The organism is Pseudomonas sp. KH_027 (assembly GCF_057838565.1).
This window is the reverse complement of record NZ_CM174470.1, coordinates 354126-370963: the sequence shown is the minus strand read 5'-3', so window position 1 is coordinate 370963 and position 16838 is coordinate 354126. Positions and strand designations below refer to the sequence as shown.

Genomic DNA, 16838 nt, shown 5'->3' with positions numbered 1-16838 from the left:
TTTATCATTGGAGTCCGTTCGATATGCCGCATTTGTCCCGCCTTACCTCTCTGGCCCTGGCTATCGCGCTGGTGATCGGCGCCCCCGCGCTGCAAGCCGCTCCAGCTGCAGAGGTTGCCGCGCCAGCCGCCGCGACGAACGGCAAAGCGCCGCTGCCGCTCGATGAGCTGCGCACCTTCGCCGAGGTCTTGGACCGGATCAAGGCGGCCTATGTCGAGCCCGTGGACGACAAGACCCTGCTGGAAAACGCCATCAAGGGCATGCTCAGCAACCTCGACCCGCACTCGGCCTACCTCGGCCCGGAAGACTTCGCCGAACTGCAGGAAAGCACCAGCGGCGAGTTCGGCGGCCTGGGCATCGAAGTCGGCCTGGAAGATGGCTTCGTCAAGGTGGTGTCGCCGATCGATGACACCCCCGCCTCCAAGGCCGGCATCCAGCCCGGCGACCTGATCGTGAAAATCGACGGCGAGCCGACCAAGGGCCTGTCGATGATGGAAGCCGTGGACAAGATGCGCGGCAAGGCCGGCGAGAAGATCCAGCTGACGCTGGTGCGCGAAGGCGGCCAACCGTTCGACGTCGAGCTGACCCGTGCGGTGATCAAGGTCAAGAGCGTGAAAAGCCTGACGCTCGAACCGGGCTACGGCTACCTGCGCATCACCCAGTTCCAGGTCAACAGCGGCGATGAAGTGGGCAGGGCCCTGGCCAAGCTGAAGAAAGACAACGCCGGCAAGAAACTCCGCGGCCTGGTGCTCGACCTGCGCAACAACCCGGGCGGGGTGCTGCAAGCGGCGGTGGAAGTCACCGACCACTTCCTCAAAAAAGGCCTGATCGTCTACACCAAGGGTCGCATCGCCAACTCCGAACTGCGCTTCTCCGCCGACCCGGCCGACGCCAGCGAAGGCGTGCCACTGGTGGTGCTGATCAACGGCGGCAGCGCTTCGGCCTCGGAAATCGTTGCCGGCGCCCTGCAGGATCACAAACGCGGCATCCTCATGGGCACCGATAGCTTCGGCAAGGGCTCGGTGCAAACCGTGCTGCCACTGAGCAATGATCGCGCCCTGAAGATCACCACTGCGCTGTACTTCACCCCGAACGGCCGCTCGATCCAGGCCCAGGGCATAGTGCCGGACATCGAAGTGACGCGCGCCAAGATCACCCGCGAGCAGGATGGCGAAAGCTTCAAGGAAGCCGATCTCGCCGGGCATCTGGGCAACGGCAATGGTGGCGCGGACAAACCGAGCAGCAAGGAAAAAGCCCAGAGCAAGCAGCCACGCCCGCAGGACGATGACTTCCAGCTCGGTCAGGCGCTCAACCTGTTGAAAGGGCTGAGCGTGACCCGCGGCGACTGAAGCCTGAGCCCGCTACCCGCCATCTGGCGTCAACGCCGAACACCCAGGCTTCAGCCGAAGCCTGGATTTATTGCCACTTTGTGACAAATAACGTTTACAGGTAGTTGCTGGTCACGTCTTCGATAAAGCCCTCGGCACGCAACTCATCCAGAGCCTTTTGCAGGCGCTCGATCACTTCGTCCGGGGTGTCCTTGTTCATCGCCAGGTACAACTCGGCATCGTTGAAACGCAGCACCGTGGTCAGGCCGCTGACACCTTCCTGCTTGGCCAGGTAGCGACCCACCGGATCGGTGGTGGCCCACAGGTCGATCTTGTCGCCCGTCAACTTCTTCACGTTTTCCTGGTCACGCAAGGCGTTGAGCGGTGTCATGCCCTGGCTTTCCAGGTGCTGGCTGACCGCATCGTTCTTGTAGGCACCGATGCTGTATTGCCCGGCATCTTTCAGGTTCGCGACCTTGAGCGTGCTACCGGGCTTGGCCAGCAGCACCCAACCGGTCTTGGCCAGCGGCCCGACCCACTTGAACAGCGGCTTGCGCTCTTCGGTGAGGGTGGTGGAGAACAGGCCGTAGCTGGCCTTGTCCAGCGTCAAGCGATACAGGCGATCCCAGGGGAAACGCAGGCTCAGGGTGTAACCGATACCCGCACGCTTGAACATTTCGCGCACGATCTCGGCACTGATGCCATCGATGCCATCGTCGCGGGCGAAGTTCTTGTCATCGATGGCCATATTGAACGGCGGGAAATTTTCGGTCAGCAGCACGACCTTGTAGCCGTCCGGCAGCTCGGCTCGCGCCGTGGTCGCCGCCAGGATCAGGCCGAGCAACAGGGTGCACTTGAATAGTTTCAGCATGGTTGGGATCGCCCGCATGGTTTGTCGGTGTGGCTAGCTGCATTCCTGCAAGGACGCGGAATGCTCGTCTCACTGCCATCCTTGGCCATGGCCGGACTTAACCGGCCCACTGGAGCAACTAACTGGTGTTAGAGATAGCTGTTGAGAATCTCGTCGACGAAACCCTCGCTACGCATCTTGTCCAACGCACCCTGCAGCTTCTGTACCACGTCATCCGGGGTCTCTTTATTCAAGGCCAGGTAGAGTTCGGCCTTGTTGAAACGCAGCACGGTCTGTAACCCATTGACCCCTTCCTGCTTGGCCAGGTAACGCCCGGCCGGATCACCGGTAGCCCACAGATCGATCTGGCCGCCCTCCAGCTTCTTGGCATTCTCCTGGTCGCGCAGCGCAGTCAGCGGCTCGAGCTTCTGCTGCACCAGGTATTCGGCAATGGCATCGCCCTTGTAGGCACCCACCTTGTATTTCTTCGCGGCTTCCAGGCTGCCGAGGGCAATCTTGCTGTCAGCCTTGGCAAGCATGATCCAGTCGTCCGGGCCGATCGGACCAACCCACTTGAACGACTGCTCCCGCTCCGGCAGGCGTGCGGTGACGAATACGCCGTAACCCGGCTTTTCCAACGCCAGCTTGTAGATGCGATCCCAAGGGAAGCGCAGCGTCAGGCTGTACTTGACCCCGGCACGCTTGAACATCTCCCGCACGATATCCACGGCGATGCCGTCGATATTGTCTTCCTGGGCGAAGTTCTTGCCGTTGATCGCCATGTTGTACGGCGGGAAATTCTCGGTCAGCAGGACGACACTGTAATGCTCGTCCACCTCGGCATGGGCACCACCTGCCAGCACCAATAAGGTGCCGGTCAGCGCAAGCAACAGACGTTTAAACATAACGACTCCCTTCTGTATTCGTTGAGTGGGCGGAGCGGTTCAGCATGCCAGCAGCGCCTGCAGTGCTCGGCGCGACTGAGCAATATGCAACTTAGCAGCCAGATCCAGGCTTGGCCGCAGATTGAAGCTCGAGTGCGAACCGGTGCTACTGGCGTACCACAATGCCACGGCTGGCCAGATAAGCCTTGGCTTCCGGCACCGTGTATTCGCCGAAGTGGAAGATGCTCGCTGCCAGCACAGCCGAGGCCTTGCCCTCGATGATGCCGGCCGCCAGGTGCTCCAGGTTGCCGACGCCACCGGAGGCGATGACCGGAATACCCAGGCTCTCGCTGATGGCGCGGGTGACGCCCAGATCGAAACCGTTTTTCATGCCGTCCTGGTCCATGCTGGTCAGGAGGATTTCCCCGGCGCCGAGCTCTTCCATCTTTTTCGCCCAGAGCACGGCATCCAGCCCGGTGGGCTTGCGCCCGCCGTGGGTGAAGATTTCCCAACGCGGGGTTTCGCCGGGCAGCGACACCTTCTTCGCATCGATGGCGACGACGATGCATTGCGAGCCGAAACGCTGCGCGGCCTCGCCGACGAACTCCGGATTGAATACCGCCGCAGTATTGATCGAGACCTTGTCCGCACCGGCATTCAGCAAATTACGAATATCCTGCACGGTACGCACGCCACCGCCCACGGTCAGCGGAATGAACACCTGGCTGGCCATGCGCTCGACGGTATGCAAGGTGGTGTCGCGGCCATCGACGCTGGCGGTGATGTCGAGAAAGGTAATCTCGTCGGCACCCTGCTCGTCGTAACGGCGGGCGATCTCGACCGGGTCGCCGGCGTCGCGGATGTTCTCGAACTTCACGCCCTTGACCACCCGACCGTTGTCGACGTCGAGGCAGGGGATGATTCTCTTGGCCAATGCCATAGTAAGTACTCTCGTAGGGCGGGTTAGGCCGCAGGCCGTAACCCACCATCGCGGGTTTGGGTTCAACGCCAGTCGGCGGGTTACGTCGCAGCGCGACCAACCCGCCCTATGGTTCTACCCAGCCTACATCTACCTGCTGATCAGGCGTAGTTGTCGCAGAAAGCTTGCGCTTCGGCCACATCCAGCGTGCCTTCGTAGATGGCTCGCCCGGTGATGGCGCCGATGATGCCGGGCGCCTTGGCCTCCAGCAGCGCGCGGATATCGCCGAGGTTATGGATGCCACCGGAAGCGATCACCGGAATCCTGGTCGCCGCGGCCAGGGCGGCGGTGAAGGGCACATTGCAGCCCTGCATCATGCCGTCTTTGGCGATGTCGGTGTAAACGATGGCGGATACGCCGTCGGCCTCGAAGCGCTTGGCCAGGTCGATGACCTGCACCGAGCTGACCTCGGCCCAGCCGTCGGTGGCAACGAAACCATCCTTGGCATCCAGACCCACGATGACCTTGCCCGGGAACGCGCGGCAGGCTTCGGCGACGAACTCCGGCTGCTTGACCGCCTTGGTGCCGATGATCACGTAGCTGACACCGGCCTTGACGTAAGCTTCGATGGTTTCCAGCGAACGGATGCCGCCGCCGATCTGGATCGGCAGCTGCGGGTAGCGCTTGGCGATGGCGTTGACCACCTCACCGTTGACCGGCTGGCCTTCGAAGGCGCCGTTCAGGTCGACCAGGTGCAAGCGCCGGCAACCCGCGTCAACCCACTTGGCAGCCATGCTCACCGGGTCATCGGAGAACACCGTGGAGTCGTCCATGCGGCCCTGGCGCAGGCGCACGCAGGCGCCGTCTTTGAGATCGATAGCGGGAATAATCAGCATCAGTCGAACCTGCTCAAGTCTTGGAATTCAGTTCTTGGAATCGGTGAAGGGTCAGCTCTTTTCGAGCGCCCACAAGTCGCTTTCGATGCTCATGAACCTGTCAGCCAGGTGCGCCTGCACATCGGCAATCGCCTTGTTGTAGAACAGTGGCGCCACTTCGCGAGTGAACAGTTCAAGCACTTCCTGCGCTTCGAAGGAGCCCAGTTGCAACTCGAAGCGCTCCTCCAGAAAAGCCTTGATCGCCGCCACCGCCGCAGTTTCCTGCGCGGCCTCGAGGCTCAGCTCCGGCGCCTTGTGCTTGGCTCGGCTCATTACCAGCGCCCATCCCAGGCGGCGAAGTTCTGCAGCAACTGCAGGCCGTGGGTGTGACTCTTCTCCGGGTGGAACTGCACGGCGAAGCGCGGGCCGTCGGCCAGGGCCGCGGCGAAATCGACGCCATAGTGCCCACGACCGGCGACTTGCCGCGGGTTGCCGGCCTGGATGTAGTAGCTGTGCACGAAGTAGAAGCGCGCCAGATCCGGAATGTTGTGCCAGAGCGGGTGATCCAGCGCCTGCGCGACCTGGTTCCAGCCCATGTGCGGCACTTTCAGTGGCTCGCCGTCCTCGACCATGTCCTTGCCGAAGAAACGCACCTGACCGGGAAACTGGCCGATGCAGTCGACCCCGCCATTCTCTTCACTGCGCTCGAGCAAAGCCTGCATGCCGACGCAGATGCCAAGGAACGGCCGGTCCTGGCTGACCTCGCGCACCAGCTCATCGAAACCGAGCCGCCGGATTTCCGCCATGCAGTCGCGAATCGCGCCGACACCGGGGAACACCACGCGATCGGCTTCGCGAATCACGCTGGCGTCGCTGGTGATCTGCACGCGCCCGGCGCCGACATGCTCGAGGGCCTTGGCCACCGAGTGCAGGTTGCCCATGCCGTAGTCGATAACCGCCACCGTCTGCATTACAGGCAACCCTTGGTCGACGGCATCTGCCCGGCCATGCGCTCATCCAGCGTCACCGCCATGCGCAGCGCGCGACCGAACGCCTTGAACACGGTTTCGATCTGGTGGTGGGTGTTGTGCCCACGCAGGTTGTCGATGTGCAGGCTGACCAGGGCGTGATTGACGAAGCCCTGGAAGAACTCCTGGAACAGATCGACATCGAAGCCGCCGACCGTGGCACGGGTGAACGGCACGTGCATCTGCAGCCCCGGACGCCCGGAGAAGTCGATCACCACGCGCGACAACGCTTCGTCCAGCGGCACATAGGAGTGGCCGTAGCGGACGATGCCTTTCTTGTCGCCGATGGCCTTGGCGAAGGCCTGGCCGAGGGTGATACCGACGTCCTCCACCATGTGATGGTCATCGATATGCAGGTCGCCTTCGGCTTCGATATCCAGGTCGATCAACCCATGCCGGGCGATCTGGTCGAGCATGTGCTCAAGGAATGGCACACCAATCGCAAAGCGCGCTTTGCCAGTGCCATCCAGATTGATCGAGGCCTTGATCTGGGTTTCCAAGGTGTTGCGCTCGACGGACGCCGTACGTTCGGCCATCACCAGCTCCACAAAATGCTCACGGAAAAGGCGGCCATTATAGGGCGACGAGGCTCAACGCGGCTACCGGCGGCGGTCGCTGCGGATTAAACTCGCATCCAGCCACCTCAACCGCCACCCGGAGCCGCGCCATGCCCGTATTCGTCGAAGCCGTCAGCGCACCGTCGACGCAGGACAAAAGCGACCTGGCGAAGATCTATGCCGACGCGCCGGCCTGGCTATTGGCGCCTCACCGCGACGCCGAAACCCTGCTCGATCGCGCTATCGAACAGGGCACGCTGATCGCCGGGCGCTTCAACGACCGCCTGCTCGGCGCCGCCCTGCTGGAAAAACGCGACGATTGCTGGCGCCTGTCGCACCTCTGCGTGCGCACCGTCACCCGCCAGCGCGGGGTTGGCCGGCGCCTGCTCGACGAGGCCCGGCGCCTGGCCCGCGAAGCCGGCAAGCCGCTGCACCTGGCGGCACCCAAAGACCACCTGGAGTGCCAAGCCCTGGCGGCACGCAGCCACCTGCCGCTGGAAGCGCTGTAACCGCAGCCGACACTTCTGTCCGCAGCAGGGGAACCGCACGCCGGCTTGCCCGTCCAAACCTCTGTGCGCCCATCCGCCGCGCCTGCGGCACCTCAACCGCGCAACAAACGCAGTAATTTTCGACCACTCTGTATACTCGCTACCCATACCCGCATCGAACTCACTACAAGGACTCGTCAATGAAATCGCTCGGCAAAATCCTGGGTCTTTTTTTCCTCGGGCTGTTGCTGATCCTCGTGGCGCTGGGCTTTGCCCTGACCCACCTGTTCGATCCCAACGACTACAAAGACGAAATTCGCCAGCTCGCCCGCGACAAGGCCAATCTGGAGCTGACACTGAACGGCGATATCGGCTGGAGCCTGTTCCCCTGGCTGGGCCTGGAGTTGCACGAGGCCACCCTGGCCAGCGCCGCCACCCCGGACAAACCCTTTGCCGACCTGCGTTTGCTCGGCCTGTCAGTGCGGGTGCTGCCGCTGCTGCGTCGTGAAGTGCAGATGAGCGACATCAAGGTCGACGGCCTGAACCTGACCCTCAGCCGCGACGAGCAAGGTCGCGGCAACTGGCAGGATATCGGCCACCCGGCCAAACCGGCGACACCCAGCGCGACCGCCGACCAACCCACCTCAAGCGAAGCGCCGGCCAGCGCCGAACCCGCCGAAAGCTCGCCGGCCCAGCCGCTCAAACTGGATATCGACAGCCTGACGCTGAACAACGCCCGCATCGACTATCGGGACGCCAAGAGCGGCCAGCAGTTCAGCGCCGAAGGCATTGAACTGAGCACCGGCGCGATCCGCGAAGGCGCCAACATCCCGCTGAAACTGAGCGCCTTCTTCGGCACCAACCAGCCACTACTGCGGGCCAAGACCGAGTTGCAAGGCCAGTTGCGCTTCGACCGGGCGCTCAAGCGCTATCAGTTCGAAGACCTGAAACTGTCGGGCGAAGCCTCCGGCGAACCCTTCAAGGGCAAGACCCTGACCTTCGCCGCCCAGGGCCAACTGCTGCTTGACCAGGCCGCCCAAGTCGCCGAATGGAACGGACTTAAGCTATCCGCGAACCAACTGCGCGCCCTCGGCGAACTGAAGGTGCGCGACCTGGACAAGGAACCGAAACTGACTGGCGGCCTGTCCATCGCCCAGTTCAACCTGCGCGAATTCCTCGACGGCCTGGGCCAGCAAGTGCCCGCCAGCGCCGATACCAGTGCCCTCGGCAAGTTCGAACTGGTCACCCGCCTCAAAGGCAGCCCGACCAGCCTGACCCTGGACGAGCTGAACCTGAGGCTCGACGACAGCAGCTTCACCGGCACCCTCGCCATCAACGACTTTGCCAAACAGTCGCTCAGCGCCCAGCTCAAGGGGGACCGCCTGGATCTTGATCGCTACCTGGCGCCGAAAGCCAAGGACGCCGCCACCAGCCGCCAGGCGGAAGTGAAAAGCACCGTTGCCAGCGCCGACCAGAATGGCAACGGCGAACTGCCCAACGCACCGACCCAGCAGGCCTGGAGCGAAACCCCGGTATTGCCGATCGACCAGCTGCGCAAGCTTGATCTGACGCTCGCCCTCAGCCTCGGCCAACTGACGCTCGACAAACTGCCAATCGAAAACGCCGGCCTCAAAGCCCATGGCAAAGACGGCCTGCTGACCCTGGAAGAGCTGCGCGGCGATCTCTACGACGGCAATTTCAGCGCCACCGCCACGCTCGACGTGCGCGCCACCATCCCACTCCTGCGCGCGCAGAAACACATCAGCCGCGTACCGGTCGAGCACCTGCTCAAGAGCCAAGGGCAGAAACCGCCACTCAAGGGCCTGCTCGACCTGAACGCCGACATCAGCACCAGCGGCAACAGCCAGAAAGCCTGGATCGAAGGCCTCAACGGCAGCGCCAACTTTGCCTTGAGCGACGGCGCACTGCTCGACGCCAACCTCGAACAGCAGCTGTGCCAAGGCATCGCCACGCTCAACCGCAAGCCCCTCAGCGGCGCTGTACGCGGCAAAGACACGCCATTCGAAGAGCTCAAGGGCAACCTGAGCTTCCACAATGGCGTCGCCAGCAACCCCGACCTGAAAGCCCGCATTCCCGGCCTCACGGTCAATGGCAAGGGCGACGTCGACCTGCGCGTGCTCGGCCTGGACTACCGCGTGGGCATCGTCATCGAAGGCGACAAGGGCGAAATGCCCGACCCCGCCTGCCAGGTCAACCCGCGCTACGTCGGCATCGAGTGGCCGCTGCGCTGCCGCGGCCCGCTGGAGTTGGGCGCCAAGGCCTGCCGCCTGGACAAGGACGGCATGGGCAAAGTCGCCGGCAAACTGGCTGGCGACAAACTCAGCGAAAAAATTGAAGAGAAACTCGGCGACAAAGTCAGCCCGGAACTGAAAGACGCACTCAAGGGCCTGTTCAAACGATGAACCCCGAACAATTCAGCCGCGCGGTGCTGGACTGGTACGACGACCACGGGCGCAAGGACCTGCCCTGGCAACAGAACATCAGCCCGTATCGCGTATGGGTCTCCGAAATCATGCTGCAGCAGACGCAAGTCAGCACCGTGCTCGGCTATTTCGACCGTTTCATGGAGGCCCTGCCCAGCGTCCAGGCGCTGGCCGAGGCGCCGGAAGACGAAGTGCTGCACCTGTGGACCGGTCTTGGCTACTACACCCGCGCGCGCAACCTGCAGAAGACCGCGAAAACGGTGATGGCCGAACATGCCGGCGAGTTCCCCCGCGATGTCGAGCAGCTCACCGAACTACCGGGCATTGGCCGCTCCACCGCCGGCGCCATTGCCAGCCTGTCCATGGGACTGCGCGCGCCGATTCTGGATGGCAACGTCAAACGCGTACTGGCCCGCTACGTGGCGCAAGAGGGCTATCCCGGCGAGCCGAAAGTGGCCAGGCAACTCTGGGATGTGGCGGAGCGCTTTACCCCGCATCAGCGGGTCAACCACTACACCCAGGCGATGATGGATCTCGGCGCCACGCTCTGCACCCGCAGCAAGCCGAGCTGCCTGCTCTGCCCGCTGCGCAGCGGCTGCCAGGCACACATGCTGGGTTTGGAAATCCGCTACCCGATCCCCAAGCCACGCAAAGCACTGCCACAAAAACGGGCGCTGATGCCATTGCTGGCCAACCACGCCGGCGAGATCCTGCTCTACCGCCGCCCCTCCAGCGGTTTGTGGGGCGGCCTATGGAGCCTGCCGGAGCTGGATGACCTGCAAGGCCTGGCTCCGCTCGCCAGCCGCCATGCGCTCGAACTGGGCGAGCGCCGTGAACTGCCCGGACTGACCCACACCTTCAGCCACTTCCAATTGGCCATCGAACCCTGGCTGATCCAGGTCGAGGCCGCCACCAGTAGCGTGGCCGAGGCCGACTGGCTCTGGTATAACCTCGCCACCCCGCCGCGCCTGGGCCTCGCCGCCCCGGTCAAAAAACTGCTCAAACGCGCGGCCGACGTATTGAATGCAGGAGAGTCGTCATGACCCGCACCGTAATGTGCCGCAAGTACAAAGAACAACTGCCCGCCCTGGAACGCCCCCCTTACCCGGGCGCCAAAGGCGAAGACATCTTCAACCACGTTTCGCAGAAAGCCTGGGGCGACTGGCAAAAACACCAGACCCTGCTGATCAACGAACGGCGCCTGAACATGATGAACGCCGAGGACCGCAAGTTCCTCCAAGGCGAGATGGACAAGTTCCTCTCCGGCGAGGAATACGCCCAGGCGGAAGGCTACGTCCCTCCCAGCGATTCCGACAAAAATTCGTAAGCGCCCGTTATAGCTAAATATTTTTCTAGCTCACGCTTGACAGGGCAAGGCCAAATCCGTCTAATAGCGCCCCGTTGGCCCAGGTAGCTCAGTCGGTAGAGCAGGGGATTGAAAATCCCCGTGTCGGCGGTTCGATTCCGTCCCTGGGCACCACTAATACCGAAAAAGCCCGATCACCGATCGGGCTTTTTTGTGTCTGCGCGACAGCCAACTGCAACGATGCGACAAGCACCCCGCAGTCAGCCCCTTAGCCCCGTTTACACCCTTGGCGCCCATCGAAGCGCTATGCTAGCTTGGCGCCTCGCCAGAAAGGCCACCCTGTAGCCAGAGTGCACCCGAATAAGAAGAGGAACCCCCATGGCCGAGGCCACGCCCGCGCTTGAAATTCGCAATCTGCACAAACGCTATGGCGACCTCGAGGTGCTCAAGGGCATCTCCCTCACCGCTCACGACGGCGATGTGATCTCGATCCTAGGCTCTTCCGGTTCCGGCAAGTCCACCTTTCTGCGCTGCATCAACCTGCTGGAGAACCCGCACCAAGGGCAGATCATCGTGGCTGGCGAAGAGCTCAAGCTCAAGCCGCGCAAGAACGGCGAGCTGGTCGCCGCCGACAACAAACAGATCAATCGCCTGCGCAGCGAGATCGGCTTCGTCTTCCAGAATTTCAATTTGTGGCCGCACATGAGCGTGCTCGACAACATCATCGAGGCGCCACGCCGCGTGCTGGGCCAGAGCAAAGCCGAGGCGATCGAGGTTGCAGAAGCGCTGCTGGCAAAAGTCGGTATCGCCGACAAGCGTCATGTCTATCCAGCCCAGCTCTCCGGCGGCCAGCAGCAGCGTGCAGCCATCGCCCGCACCCTGGCCATGCAGCCCAAGGTCATCCTGTTCGACGAGCCCACCTCGGCCCTCGACCCAGAAATGGTACAAGAAGTGCTTAATGTGATCCGCGCGCTCGCCGAGGAAGGTCGCACTATGCTGTTGGTCACCCATGAGATGAACTTCGCCCGCCAGGTTTCCAGTGAAGTGGTATTTCTGCACCAGGGCCTGGTGGAAGAACAAGGGTCGCCCGAGCAGGTGTTTACCAACCCGAACTCGGCGCGCTGCAAACAATTCATGTCCAGCAATCGCTAAACACGGAGCAACATCGCATGAAGAACTACAAGAATATCCTGCTGGCCGCCGCAGCCACCCTGGCTTTCGGTACTGGCGCCGTTGCCGCTGACAAACTCAAGATCGGCACCGAAGGCGCCTACCCGCCCTTCAATCTGATCGACGCCAGCGGCCAGGTCGGCGGCTTCGACGTCGAAATCGCCCAGGCCCTGTGCGCCAAGATGAAGGCCGAGTGCGAAGTGGTCACCTCCGATTGGGATGGCATCATCCCAGCACTGAACGCCAAGAAGTTCGACTTCCTCGCCGCGTCCATGTCGATCACCGAAGAGCGCAAGCAGGCCGTTGACTTCACCGACGCCTACTACACCAACAAGCTGCAGTTCATCGCACCGAAAGCCAGCACCCTGAAGACCGACAAGGCCAGCCTGAAAGGCAAAGTGATCGGTGCCCAGCGCGCCACCATCGCCGGCACCTGGCTGGAAGACAACCTGGCTGACGTAGTTGATATCAAACTCTACGACACCCAGGAAAACGCCTACCTCGACCTGTCCTCGGGCCGCCTCGATGGCGTGCTGGCCGACAAGTTCGTCAACTGGGAATGGCTGAAAAGCGAAACCGGCAAAGGCTTCGAATTCAAGGGCGACCCGGTATTCGACAACGACAAGATCGCCATCGCCGTGCGCAAAGGTGATCCGCTGCGTACCAAGCTGAATGCCGCGCTGAAAGAAATCGTGGCCGACGGCACGTACAAGAAGATCAACGACAAGTACTTCCCGTTCAGCATCTACTGACCTGCCTGACTGGCGTCGCCCGACCGGGCGGCGCCGTCCCTAAGTAGCCCCCTCAGATGACCCTCGACCTCTACGGATTCGGCCCGGCGCTTGCCGCTGGCACCTTGATGACCATCAAGCTGGCGCTCTCGGCGTTAAGCCTGGGCTTGGTACTCGGGTTGCTCGGCGCGCTCGCCAAGACTTCCCCGCACAAGTCACTGCAATGGCTTGGCGGCACATACTCGACCCTGGTGCGCGGTATTCCCGAGCTGCTCTGGGTCCTGCTGATCTATTTCGGCACCGTCAACCTGATGCGCAGCCTCGGCGAACTGCTCGGCCTTCCGGGCCTGGAGCTGAATGCCTTTGCCGCTGGCACCATCGCCCTCGGCCTGTGCTTCGGCGCCTACTCCACCGAGGTATTCCGTGGCGCAATCCTGGCCATCCCCCGTGGCCACCGCGAAGCCGGGCAGGCGCTGGGCATGTCCAAGGCGCGGATTTTCTGGCGGATCATCCTGCCGCAGATGTGGCGCATCGCCCTGCCCGGCCTGGGCAACCTGTTCATGATCCTGATGAAGGACACCGCCCTGGTTTCGGTGATCGGCCTGGAAGAGCTGATGCGTCGCTCGCAGATCGCCGTGACCTCAAGCAAGGAGCCCTTCACCTTTTTCCTGGTCGCCGCTTTTATCTACCTCAGCCTGACGATCATCGCCATGATCGGCATGTACTTTCTTGAGAGACGCGCTGGCCGCGGCTTTACCCGGAGCGCGTCATGAACTGGGAAGTCATCTTCAAATACCTGCCGCGCCTGTTGGAGGGAGCGGTTCTGACCCTGGAGCTGGTCGGCTTTGCCGTGGTCGCCGGCCTGATTCTCGCCCTGCCCATGGGCATCGCCCGCGCCTCGCGCCACTGGTATGTGCGCGCCGTGCCTTACGGCTATATCTTTTTCTTTCGCGGCACACCGCTGCTGGTACAGCTGTTTCTGGTGTATTACGGCGTGGCGCAGTTTGAATCGATTCGCCAGGGCCCGCTCTGGCCTTACCTGCGCGACCCGTACTGGTGCGCAATCCTGACCATGACCCTGCACACCGCCGCCTATATCGCCGAAATCCTGCGCGGCGCGATCCAGGCCGTGCCGCCGGGTGAAGTCGAGGCCGCACGGGCCTTGGGCATGGCTCGCTGGCAGGCGATGTTCTACATCATCCTGCCGCGCGCCGCGCGCATCGGCCTGCCGGCCTACAGCAACGAAGTGATCCTGATGCTCAAGGCCAGCGCCCTGGCCAGCACCATCACCCTGCTGGAACTGACCGGCATGGCCCGCACCATCATCGCCCGCACCTACCTGCCAGTGGAGATCTTCTTCGCCGCCGGGATGTTCTATCTGCTGATCGCCTTCTTGCTGGTCAAAGGCTTCAAGCTGCTGGAACGCTGGCTGCGGGTCGACGCCACCCAGGGTCGTTAGCCGATAATTGCAGCAGCCCTTCTCCATCGAGAAGGGCCGCGCGCTCCACTCTCTGTACTCCCTAACACCGATACCCACCCGCATGAGCGACGCCGCGGTACTCAAGGGTCCAGCCTTGCTAGAGCGCTTCCAGGCACTCGACCGCTTTCTGCTGGCTCATCAAACACTCTGGCGCCCCAAACCCTTCACCCATTTGGTATTGCCTTGGGAAACCCAGCATCCCGAGTTGGCGACCTGGCTGCGGCAACACACCTTGGCCGATGCCGAAGCCGCACACAACCAGCCCGAGCAACTCCACGCGCCGCCGCCCTTTCCCGAGCTGGCGGCACAATCCGCCGCGCTCAGCGCGATTGCCGACCTGCCAAAAAAAAACCTGGCAACCCTGCCGCCGCGTTTTGCCGTCGATGTACCCGGGCGCAAACTGGAGCAGATCCAGGCCTTCGCCAGCCGCCTGCAGTTTCGCCAGCAACCCCGGCACTGGCTCGACTGGTGCGCCGGCAAAGGCCATCTCGGCCATCTGCTCGCCCATGACGGTGACACCCTCACCAGCCTGGAATACGACCCTGAACTGGTCGAGGCCAGCCAGCACCTGAACCAGCGCCGCGGCCTGCAAGCCCGGCATCTGCAGCAGGATGTAATGGCCAGCGATGCCGCAACCCAGCTGCGCGCCGAACACACGCCCGTCGCCCTGCATGCCTGCGGCGACCTGCATGTGCGCCTGATCCATCTGGCCAGCGCCGTCGGCTGCGCGCAACTGGCTATCGCCCCGTGCTGCTACAACCGCATCGGCACTCCCAGCTACCAGGCACTTTCAGCGGCGGCACAGGCATCCGCCCTTAAGCTGTCGCTGGACGATCTCGGCCTGCCCATGAGCGAAACCGTCACCGCAGGCGCCCGCGTACGTCGCCAACGCGACAGCTCGATGGCCCGCCGCCTGGCCTTCGACCTGCTGCAACGAGAGCTGCGCGGGGTCGACGATTACTTGCCCACCCCCTCTCTGCCGCCAGCCTGGCTGAACAAAGCATTCGCCACCTACTGCGCAGACCTGGCCGCCCTGAAAAAACTGCCAACCCCCACCCCGCGCGACTGGTCGCAGCTGGAAGCACAAGGCTGGCAGCGCCTGGCCGAAGTGCGCAATCTCGAACTGGTTCGCGGCCTGTTCCGCCGCCCACTGGAGCTCTGGCTACTGCTGGATCGTGCCCTCTATCTGCAACAGCAGAGCTATCAGGTGCAACTAGGCCGCTTCTGCCCCAGCCAACTCAGCCCACGCAACCTCATGCTGCTCGCCGAACGCGCTCAAGTTGCCCACATAAACTGTGGATAACTGTGTTGATAGTTTCTGGGCAACCCTGCACAAAGCCGTCACAGCAAGGCCTCGCAGCGATTGATTATTTTTTGATCGCAACAAAAAAGCCAATAAAACCATACAGTTACAAATAACCGATAAGTACCGCACAAAATCCGAGCACGACCGTCCTAAGCGCCTCTTGATTGTGCATAAGACTTTTGCTGCTGATACCCAAGCCATGCTCAAACTGCGTTGCACGGGGTCTTTACTCGTACGAACTAATGGATATAATGGCGACCCTGAAATGCCGGTATAGCTCAGCTGGTAGAGCAACTGACTTGTAATCAGTAGGTCCCGAGTTCGATTCTTGGTGCCGGCACCATACAAAACAAAGGGTTACGTGAAAGCGTAACCCTTTTTTGTGCCTGAAATTCGGCTTGGGGTGGATTTGGGGGGATTAGCTTTGTGATTGAGCAGGTGACCACGCGCATCTTTACCTAGACCACGGCTAGACATATGCGTCGTGGCGGTGCGGCACAGATCGTGTGAGATCGACGTAGACAAATTGGTACAGTAGGGTACAGCCAGAATCCGGCCTCTCGGTAAAGCACGTCTTAAGGAAAAAATACGGGCCTGAACGCATGAGTTTTCCTGGTTATTGATGGAACAACTCCTTACTGAGTCATTGAGTCAAAAGCAGGGAAAATCCATGACGAATTCAGAATTGCCTCAATCAGCACAGAAAACTGCGTGCATGGAATCAAGAGAATTGTCTGAGACTCTGCCAAAGAGAATCAATCTCGGATGCGGTTTCGATCTACGCCCCGGCTATCTAAACGTCGACCTTCATGAGATGCACAGTCCTGACCTTGTCGCGGACATCACAAACCTTGAGATGCTCCCCTCAGGGTATTTTGATGAAGTAGTCGCACAGGACGTTCTCGAACACCTAGAGCGCCACAAGATCGAGCCCACCCTCAAAGAATGGGCAAGGCTGCTGGGGGATGGCGGAATCTTACACGTCCGAGTACCAAGCCTTATGCACATGTTCAGCATGCTGGCTCGCCCTGAAAATCATGCATGCGAGGAAGCAGAAAAAGTCGTGCACCTGATGTATGGCACTCAGGCCTACACCGGTGATTACCACCTATCCGGCTTCACTGGCCCAATGCTGAACACATACCTGCATCGGGCCGGCCTTGTTGTCTGCCATGCAGAGATCATGGATAGCTGGCTATTCGATGTACAAGCTAAGAAGGGTGATGAACCAGAGAAAAAACTTCACAAAAATCTTGAGTGGGTAATGCCAGCCAGCCTCGAATATGCCACGTCGGACATCCACTTATTGGAAGAAAGACTACGCGCAGTGGAGAACTCAAGGAGCTGGAGAATTACTGCGCCACTCCGGAAACTTGTGGCTTTAATCAGGCGGATTACCGCTTAAAAGACTGAAGAAAATGGCACAGAAAACGCCAACCCTTCAAACCTGACGCCTTCCGGGTTGATTACCG

The 16838-nt window shown here is 61.6% G+C and carries 18 protein-coding genes and 2 tRNA genes; 13 read left to right on the top strand and 7 right to left on the bottom strand.

Annotation, left to right across the window (positions count from 1 at the left end; all coding sequences use genetic code 11):
• Positions 1-23: 23 nt before the first annotated feature.
• Positions 24-1349: a S41 family peptidase gene (locus AC3IYG_RS01805; protein ID WP_489312012.1), complete on the top strand. Its 1326-nt coding sequence runs from the start codon at positions 24-26 to the stop codon at positions 1347-1349.
• 94 nt (positions 1350-1443) lie between these two features.
• Here AC3IYG_RS01805 and AC3IYG_RS01800 read toward each other — a convergent pair whose 3' ends face one another.
• The 7 genes from AC3IYG_RS01800 to hisB all read right to left on the bottom strand — a co-directional run bounded on the left by AC3IYG_RS01800 (position 1444) and on the right by hisB (position 6420).
• On the bottom strand, positions 1444-2199 hold the full coding sequence (locus tag AC3IYG_RS01800; RefSeq protein WP_489312011.1) for a substrate-binding periplasmic protein: 756 nt from the start codon (positions 2197-2199) through the stop codon (positions 1444-1446).
• Between the two features lie 128 nt (positions 2200-2327).
• Positions 2328-3083, bottom strand: coding sequence for a substrate-binding periplasmic protein (locus AC3IYG_RS01795; protein WP_489312010.1), 756 nt, complete (start codon positions 3081-3083; stop codon positions 2328-2330).
• A gap of 145 nt (positions 3084-3228) precedes the next feature.
• Positions 3229-4002, bottom strand: coding sequence for an imidazole glycerol phosphate synthase subunit HisF (gene hisF, locus AC3IYG_RS01790; RefSeq protein ID WP_489312009.1), 774 nt, complete (start codon positions 4000-4002; stop codon positions 3229-3231).
• A 140-nt stretch (positions 4003-4142) separates the two neighbouring features.
• On the bottom strand, positions 4143-4877 hold the full coding sequence (gene hisA, locus AC3IYG_RS01785) for a 1-(5-phosphoribosyl)-5-[(5-phosphoribosylamino)methylideneamino]imidazole-4-carboxamide isomerase (protein WP_489312008.1): 735 nt from the start codon (positions 4875-4877) through the stop codon (positions 4143-4145).
• A gap of 51 nt (positions 4878-4928) precedes the next feature.
• The gene (locus AC3IYG_RS01780; protein WP_489312007.1) at positions 4929-5189 is read right to left on the bottom strand and encodes a DUF2164 domain-containing protein; all 261 of its coding nucleotides are present in this window, start codon (positions 5187-5189) and stop codon (positions 4929-4931) included.
• On the bottom strand, positions 5189-5827 hold the full coding sequence (hisH, locus tag AC3IYG_RS01775) for an imidazole glycerol phosphate synthase subunit HisH (RefSeq protein WP_489312006.1): 639 nt from the start codon (positions 5825-5827) through the stop codon (positions 5189-5191). The genes AC3IYG_RS01780 and hisH overlap by 1 nt, the downstream gene beginning before the upstream one ends.
• Positions 5827-6420: an imidazoleglycerol-phosphate dehydratase HisB gene (gene hisB / locus AC3IYG_RS01770; RefSeq protein ID WP_489312005.1), complete on the bottom strand. Its 594-nt coding sequence runs from the start codon at positions 6418-6420 to the stop codon at positions 5827-5829. Before hisB ends, hisH begins: the two co-directional genes overlap by 1 nt.
• A gap of 131 nt (positions 6421-6551) precedes the next feature.
• Here hisB and AC3IYG_RS01765 point away from each other — a divergent pair, with 131 nt between their 5' ends.
• The 12 genes from AC3IYG_RS01765 (at position 6552) to AC3IYG_RS01710 (ending at position 16771) form a co-directional block, all read left to right on the top strand.
• Complete coding sequence (locus AC3IYG_RS01765; protein ID WP_489312004.1) at positions 6552-6950, top strand: acetyl-CoA sensor PanZ family protein; 399 nt, start codon at positions 6552-6554, stop codon at positions 6948-6950.
• 179 nt (positions 6951-7129) lie between these two features.
• Entirely contained in the window at positions 7130-9352 is a 2223-nt protein-coding gene (locus tag AC3IYG_RS01760; protein WP_489312003.1) for an AsmA family protein, read from the top strand.
• Positions 9349-10416, top strand: coding sequence for an A/G-specific adenine glycosylase (mutY, locus tag AC3IYG_RS01755; protein ID WP_489312002.1), 1068 nt, complete (start codon positions 9349-9351; stop codon positions 10414-10416). Before AC3IYG_RS01760 ends, mutY begins: the two co-directional genes overlap by 4 nt.
• Positions 10413-10700, top strand: a complete 288-nt coding sequence (locus AC3IYG_RS01750; RefSeq protein WP_489312001.1) for an oxidative damage protection protein — start codon at positions 10413-10415, stop codon at positions 10698-10700. Before mutY ends, AC3IYG_RS01750 begins: the two co-directional genes overlap by 4 nt.
• A 77-nt stretch (positions 10701-10777) precedes the next feature.
• Positions 10778-10853 (top strand) — tRNA-Phe (locus tag AC3IYG_RS01745).
• 204 nt (positions 10854-11057) lie between these two features.
• Positions 11058-11831: an ABC transporter ATP-binding protein gene (locus AC3IYG_RS01740; protein ID WP_489312000.1), complete on the top strand. Its 774-nt coding sequence runs from the start codon at positions 11058-11060 to the stop codon at positions 11829-11831.
• Positions 11832-11848: 17 nt separating this feature from the next.
• A complete protein-coding gene (locus tag AC3IYG_RS01735; RefSeq protein ID WP_489311999.1) occupies positions 11849-12601 on the top strand; it encodes an ABC transporter substrate-binding protein in 753 nt (250 codons plus the stop codon).
• Positions 12602-12657: 56 nt separating this feature from the next.
• On the top strand, positions 12658-13353 hold the full coding sequence (locus tag AC3IYG_RS01730) for an ABC transporter permease (RefSeq protein ID WP_489311998.1): 696 nt from the start codon (positions 12658-12660) through the stop codon (positions 13351-13353).
• The gene (locus tag AC3IYG_RS01725; protein ID WP_489311997.1) at positions 13350-14039 is read left to right on the top strand and encodes an ABC transporter permease; all 690 of its coding nucleotides are present in this window, start codon (positions 13350-13352) and stop codon (positions 14037-14039) included. The genes AC3IYG_RS01730 and AC3IYG_RS01725 overlap by 4 nt, the downstream gene beginning before the upstream one ends.
• Positions 14040-14121: 82 nt before the next feature.
• Positions 14122-15363: a methyltransferase gene (locus AC3IYG_RS01720; protein ID WP_489311996.1), complete on the top strand. Its 1242-nt coding sequence runs from the start codon at positions 14122-14124 to the stop codon at positions 15361-15363.
• A 270-nt stretch (positions 15364-15633) separates the two neighbouring features.
• Positions 15634-15709, top strand: a tRNA-Thr gene (locus AC3IYG_RS01715).
• Between the two features lie 327 nt (positions 15710-16036).
• Positions 16037-16771 (top strand): class I SAM-dependent methyltransferase, encoded by a 735-nt coding sequence (locus AC3IYG_RS01710; RefSeq protein WP_489311995.1) that lies wholly within the window; start codon positions 16037-16039, stop codon positions 16769-16771.
• Positions 16772-16838: the final 67 nt, after the last annotated feature.

What these genes read in the sequence shown, in the direction of transcription:
- AC3IYG_RS01735 (WP_489311999.1), top strand. Translation starts at nt 11,849, where the DNA reads ATGAAGAACTACAAGAATATCCTGCTGGCCGCCGCAGCCACCCTGGCT.
- AC3IYG_RS01795 (WP_489312010.1), bottom strand. Translation starts at nt 3,083, where the DNA reads ATGTTTAAACGTCTGTTGCTTGCGCTGACCGGCACCTTATTGGTGCTG.
- mutY (WP_489312002.1), top strand. Translation starts at nt 9,349, where the DNA reads ATGAACCCCGAACAATTCAGCCGCGCGGTGCTGGACTGGTACGACGAC.
- hisA (WP_489312008.1), bottom strand. Translation starts at nt 4,877, where the DNA reads ATGCTGATTATTCCCGCTATCGATCTCAAAGACGGCGCCTGCGTGCGC.
- AC3IYG_RS01740 (WP_489312000.1), top strand. Translation starts at nt 11,058, where the DNA reads ATGGCCGAGGCCACGCCCGCGCTTGAAATTCGCAATCTGCACAAACGC.
- AC3IYG_RS01760 (WP_489312003.1), top strand. Translation starts at nt 7,130, where the DNA reads ATGAAATCGCTCGGCAAAATCCTGGGTCTTTTTTTCCTCGGGCTGTTG.
- AC3IYG_RS01750 (WP_489312001.1), top strand. Translation starts at nt 10,413, where the DNA reads ATGACCCGCACCGTAATGTGCCGCAAGTACAAAGAACAACTGCCCGCC.
- hisH (WP_489312006.1), bottom strand. Translation starts at nt 5,827, where the DNA reads ATGCAGACGGTGGCGGTTATCGACTACGGCATGGGCAACCTGCACTCG.
- AC3IYG_RS01800 (WP_489312011.1), bottom strand. Translation starts at nt 2,199, where the DNA reads ATGCTGAAACTATTCAAGTGCACCCTGTTGCTCGGCCTGATCCTGGCG.
- AC3IYG_RS01730 (WP_489311998.1), top strand. Translation starts at nt 12,658, where the DNA reads ATGACCCTCGACCTCTACGGATTCGGCCCGGCGCTTGCCGCTGGCACC.
- AC3IYG_RS01805 (WP_489312012.1), top strand. Translation starts at nt 24, where the DNA reads ATGCCGCATTTGTCCCGCCTTACCTCTCTGGCCCTGGCTATCGCGCTG.
- AC3IYG_RS01780 (WP_489312007.1), bottom strand. Translation starts at nt 5,189, where the DNA reads ATGAGCCGAGCCAAGCACAAGGCGCCGGAGCTGAGCCTCGAGGCCGCG.
- hisB (WP_489312005.1), bottom strand. Translation starts at nt 6,420, where the DNA reads ATGGCCGAACGTACGGCGTCCGTCGAGCGCAACACCTTGGAAACCCAG.
- hisF (WP_489312009.1), bottom strand. Translation starts at nt 4,002, where the DNA reads ATGGCATTGGCCAAGAGAATCATCCCCTGCCTCGACGTCGACAACGGT.
- AC3IYG_RS01720 (WP_489311996.1), top strand. Translation starts at nt 14,122, where the DNA reads ATGAGCGACGCCGCGGTACTCAAGGGTCCAGCCTTGCTAGAGCGCTTC.
- AC3IYG_RS01710 (WP_489311995.1), top strand. Translation starts at nt 16,037, where the DNA reads ATGACGAATTCAGAATTGCCTCAATCAGCACAGAAAACTGCGTGCATG.
- AC3IYG_RS01725 (WP_489311997.1), top strand. Translation starts at nt 13,350, where the DNA reads ATGAACTGGGAAGTCATCTTCAAATACCTGCCGCGCCTGTTGGAGGGA.
- AC3IYG_RS01765 (WP_489312004.1), top strand. Translation starts at nt 6,552, where the DNA reads ATGCCCGTATTCGTCGAAGCCGTCAGCGCACCGTCGACGCAGGACAAA.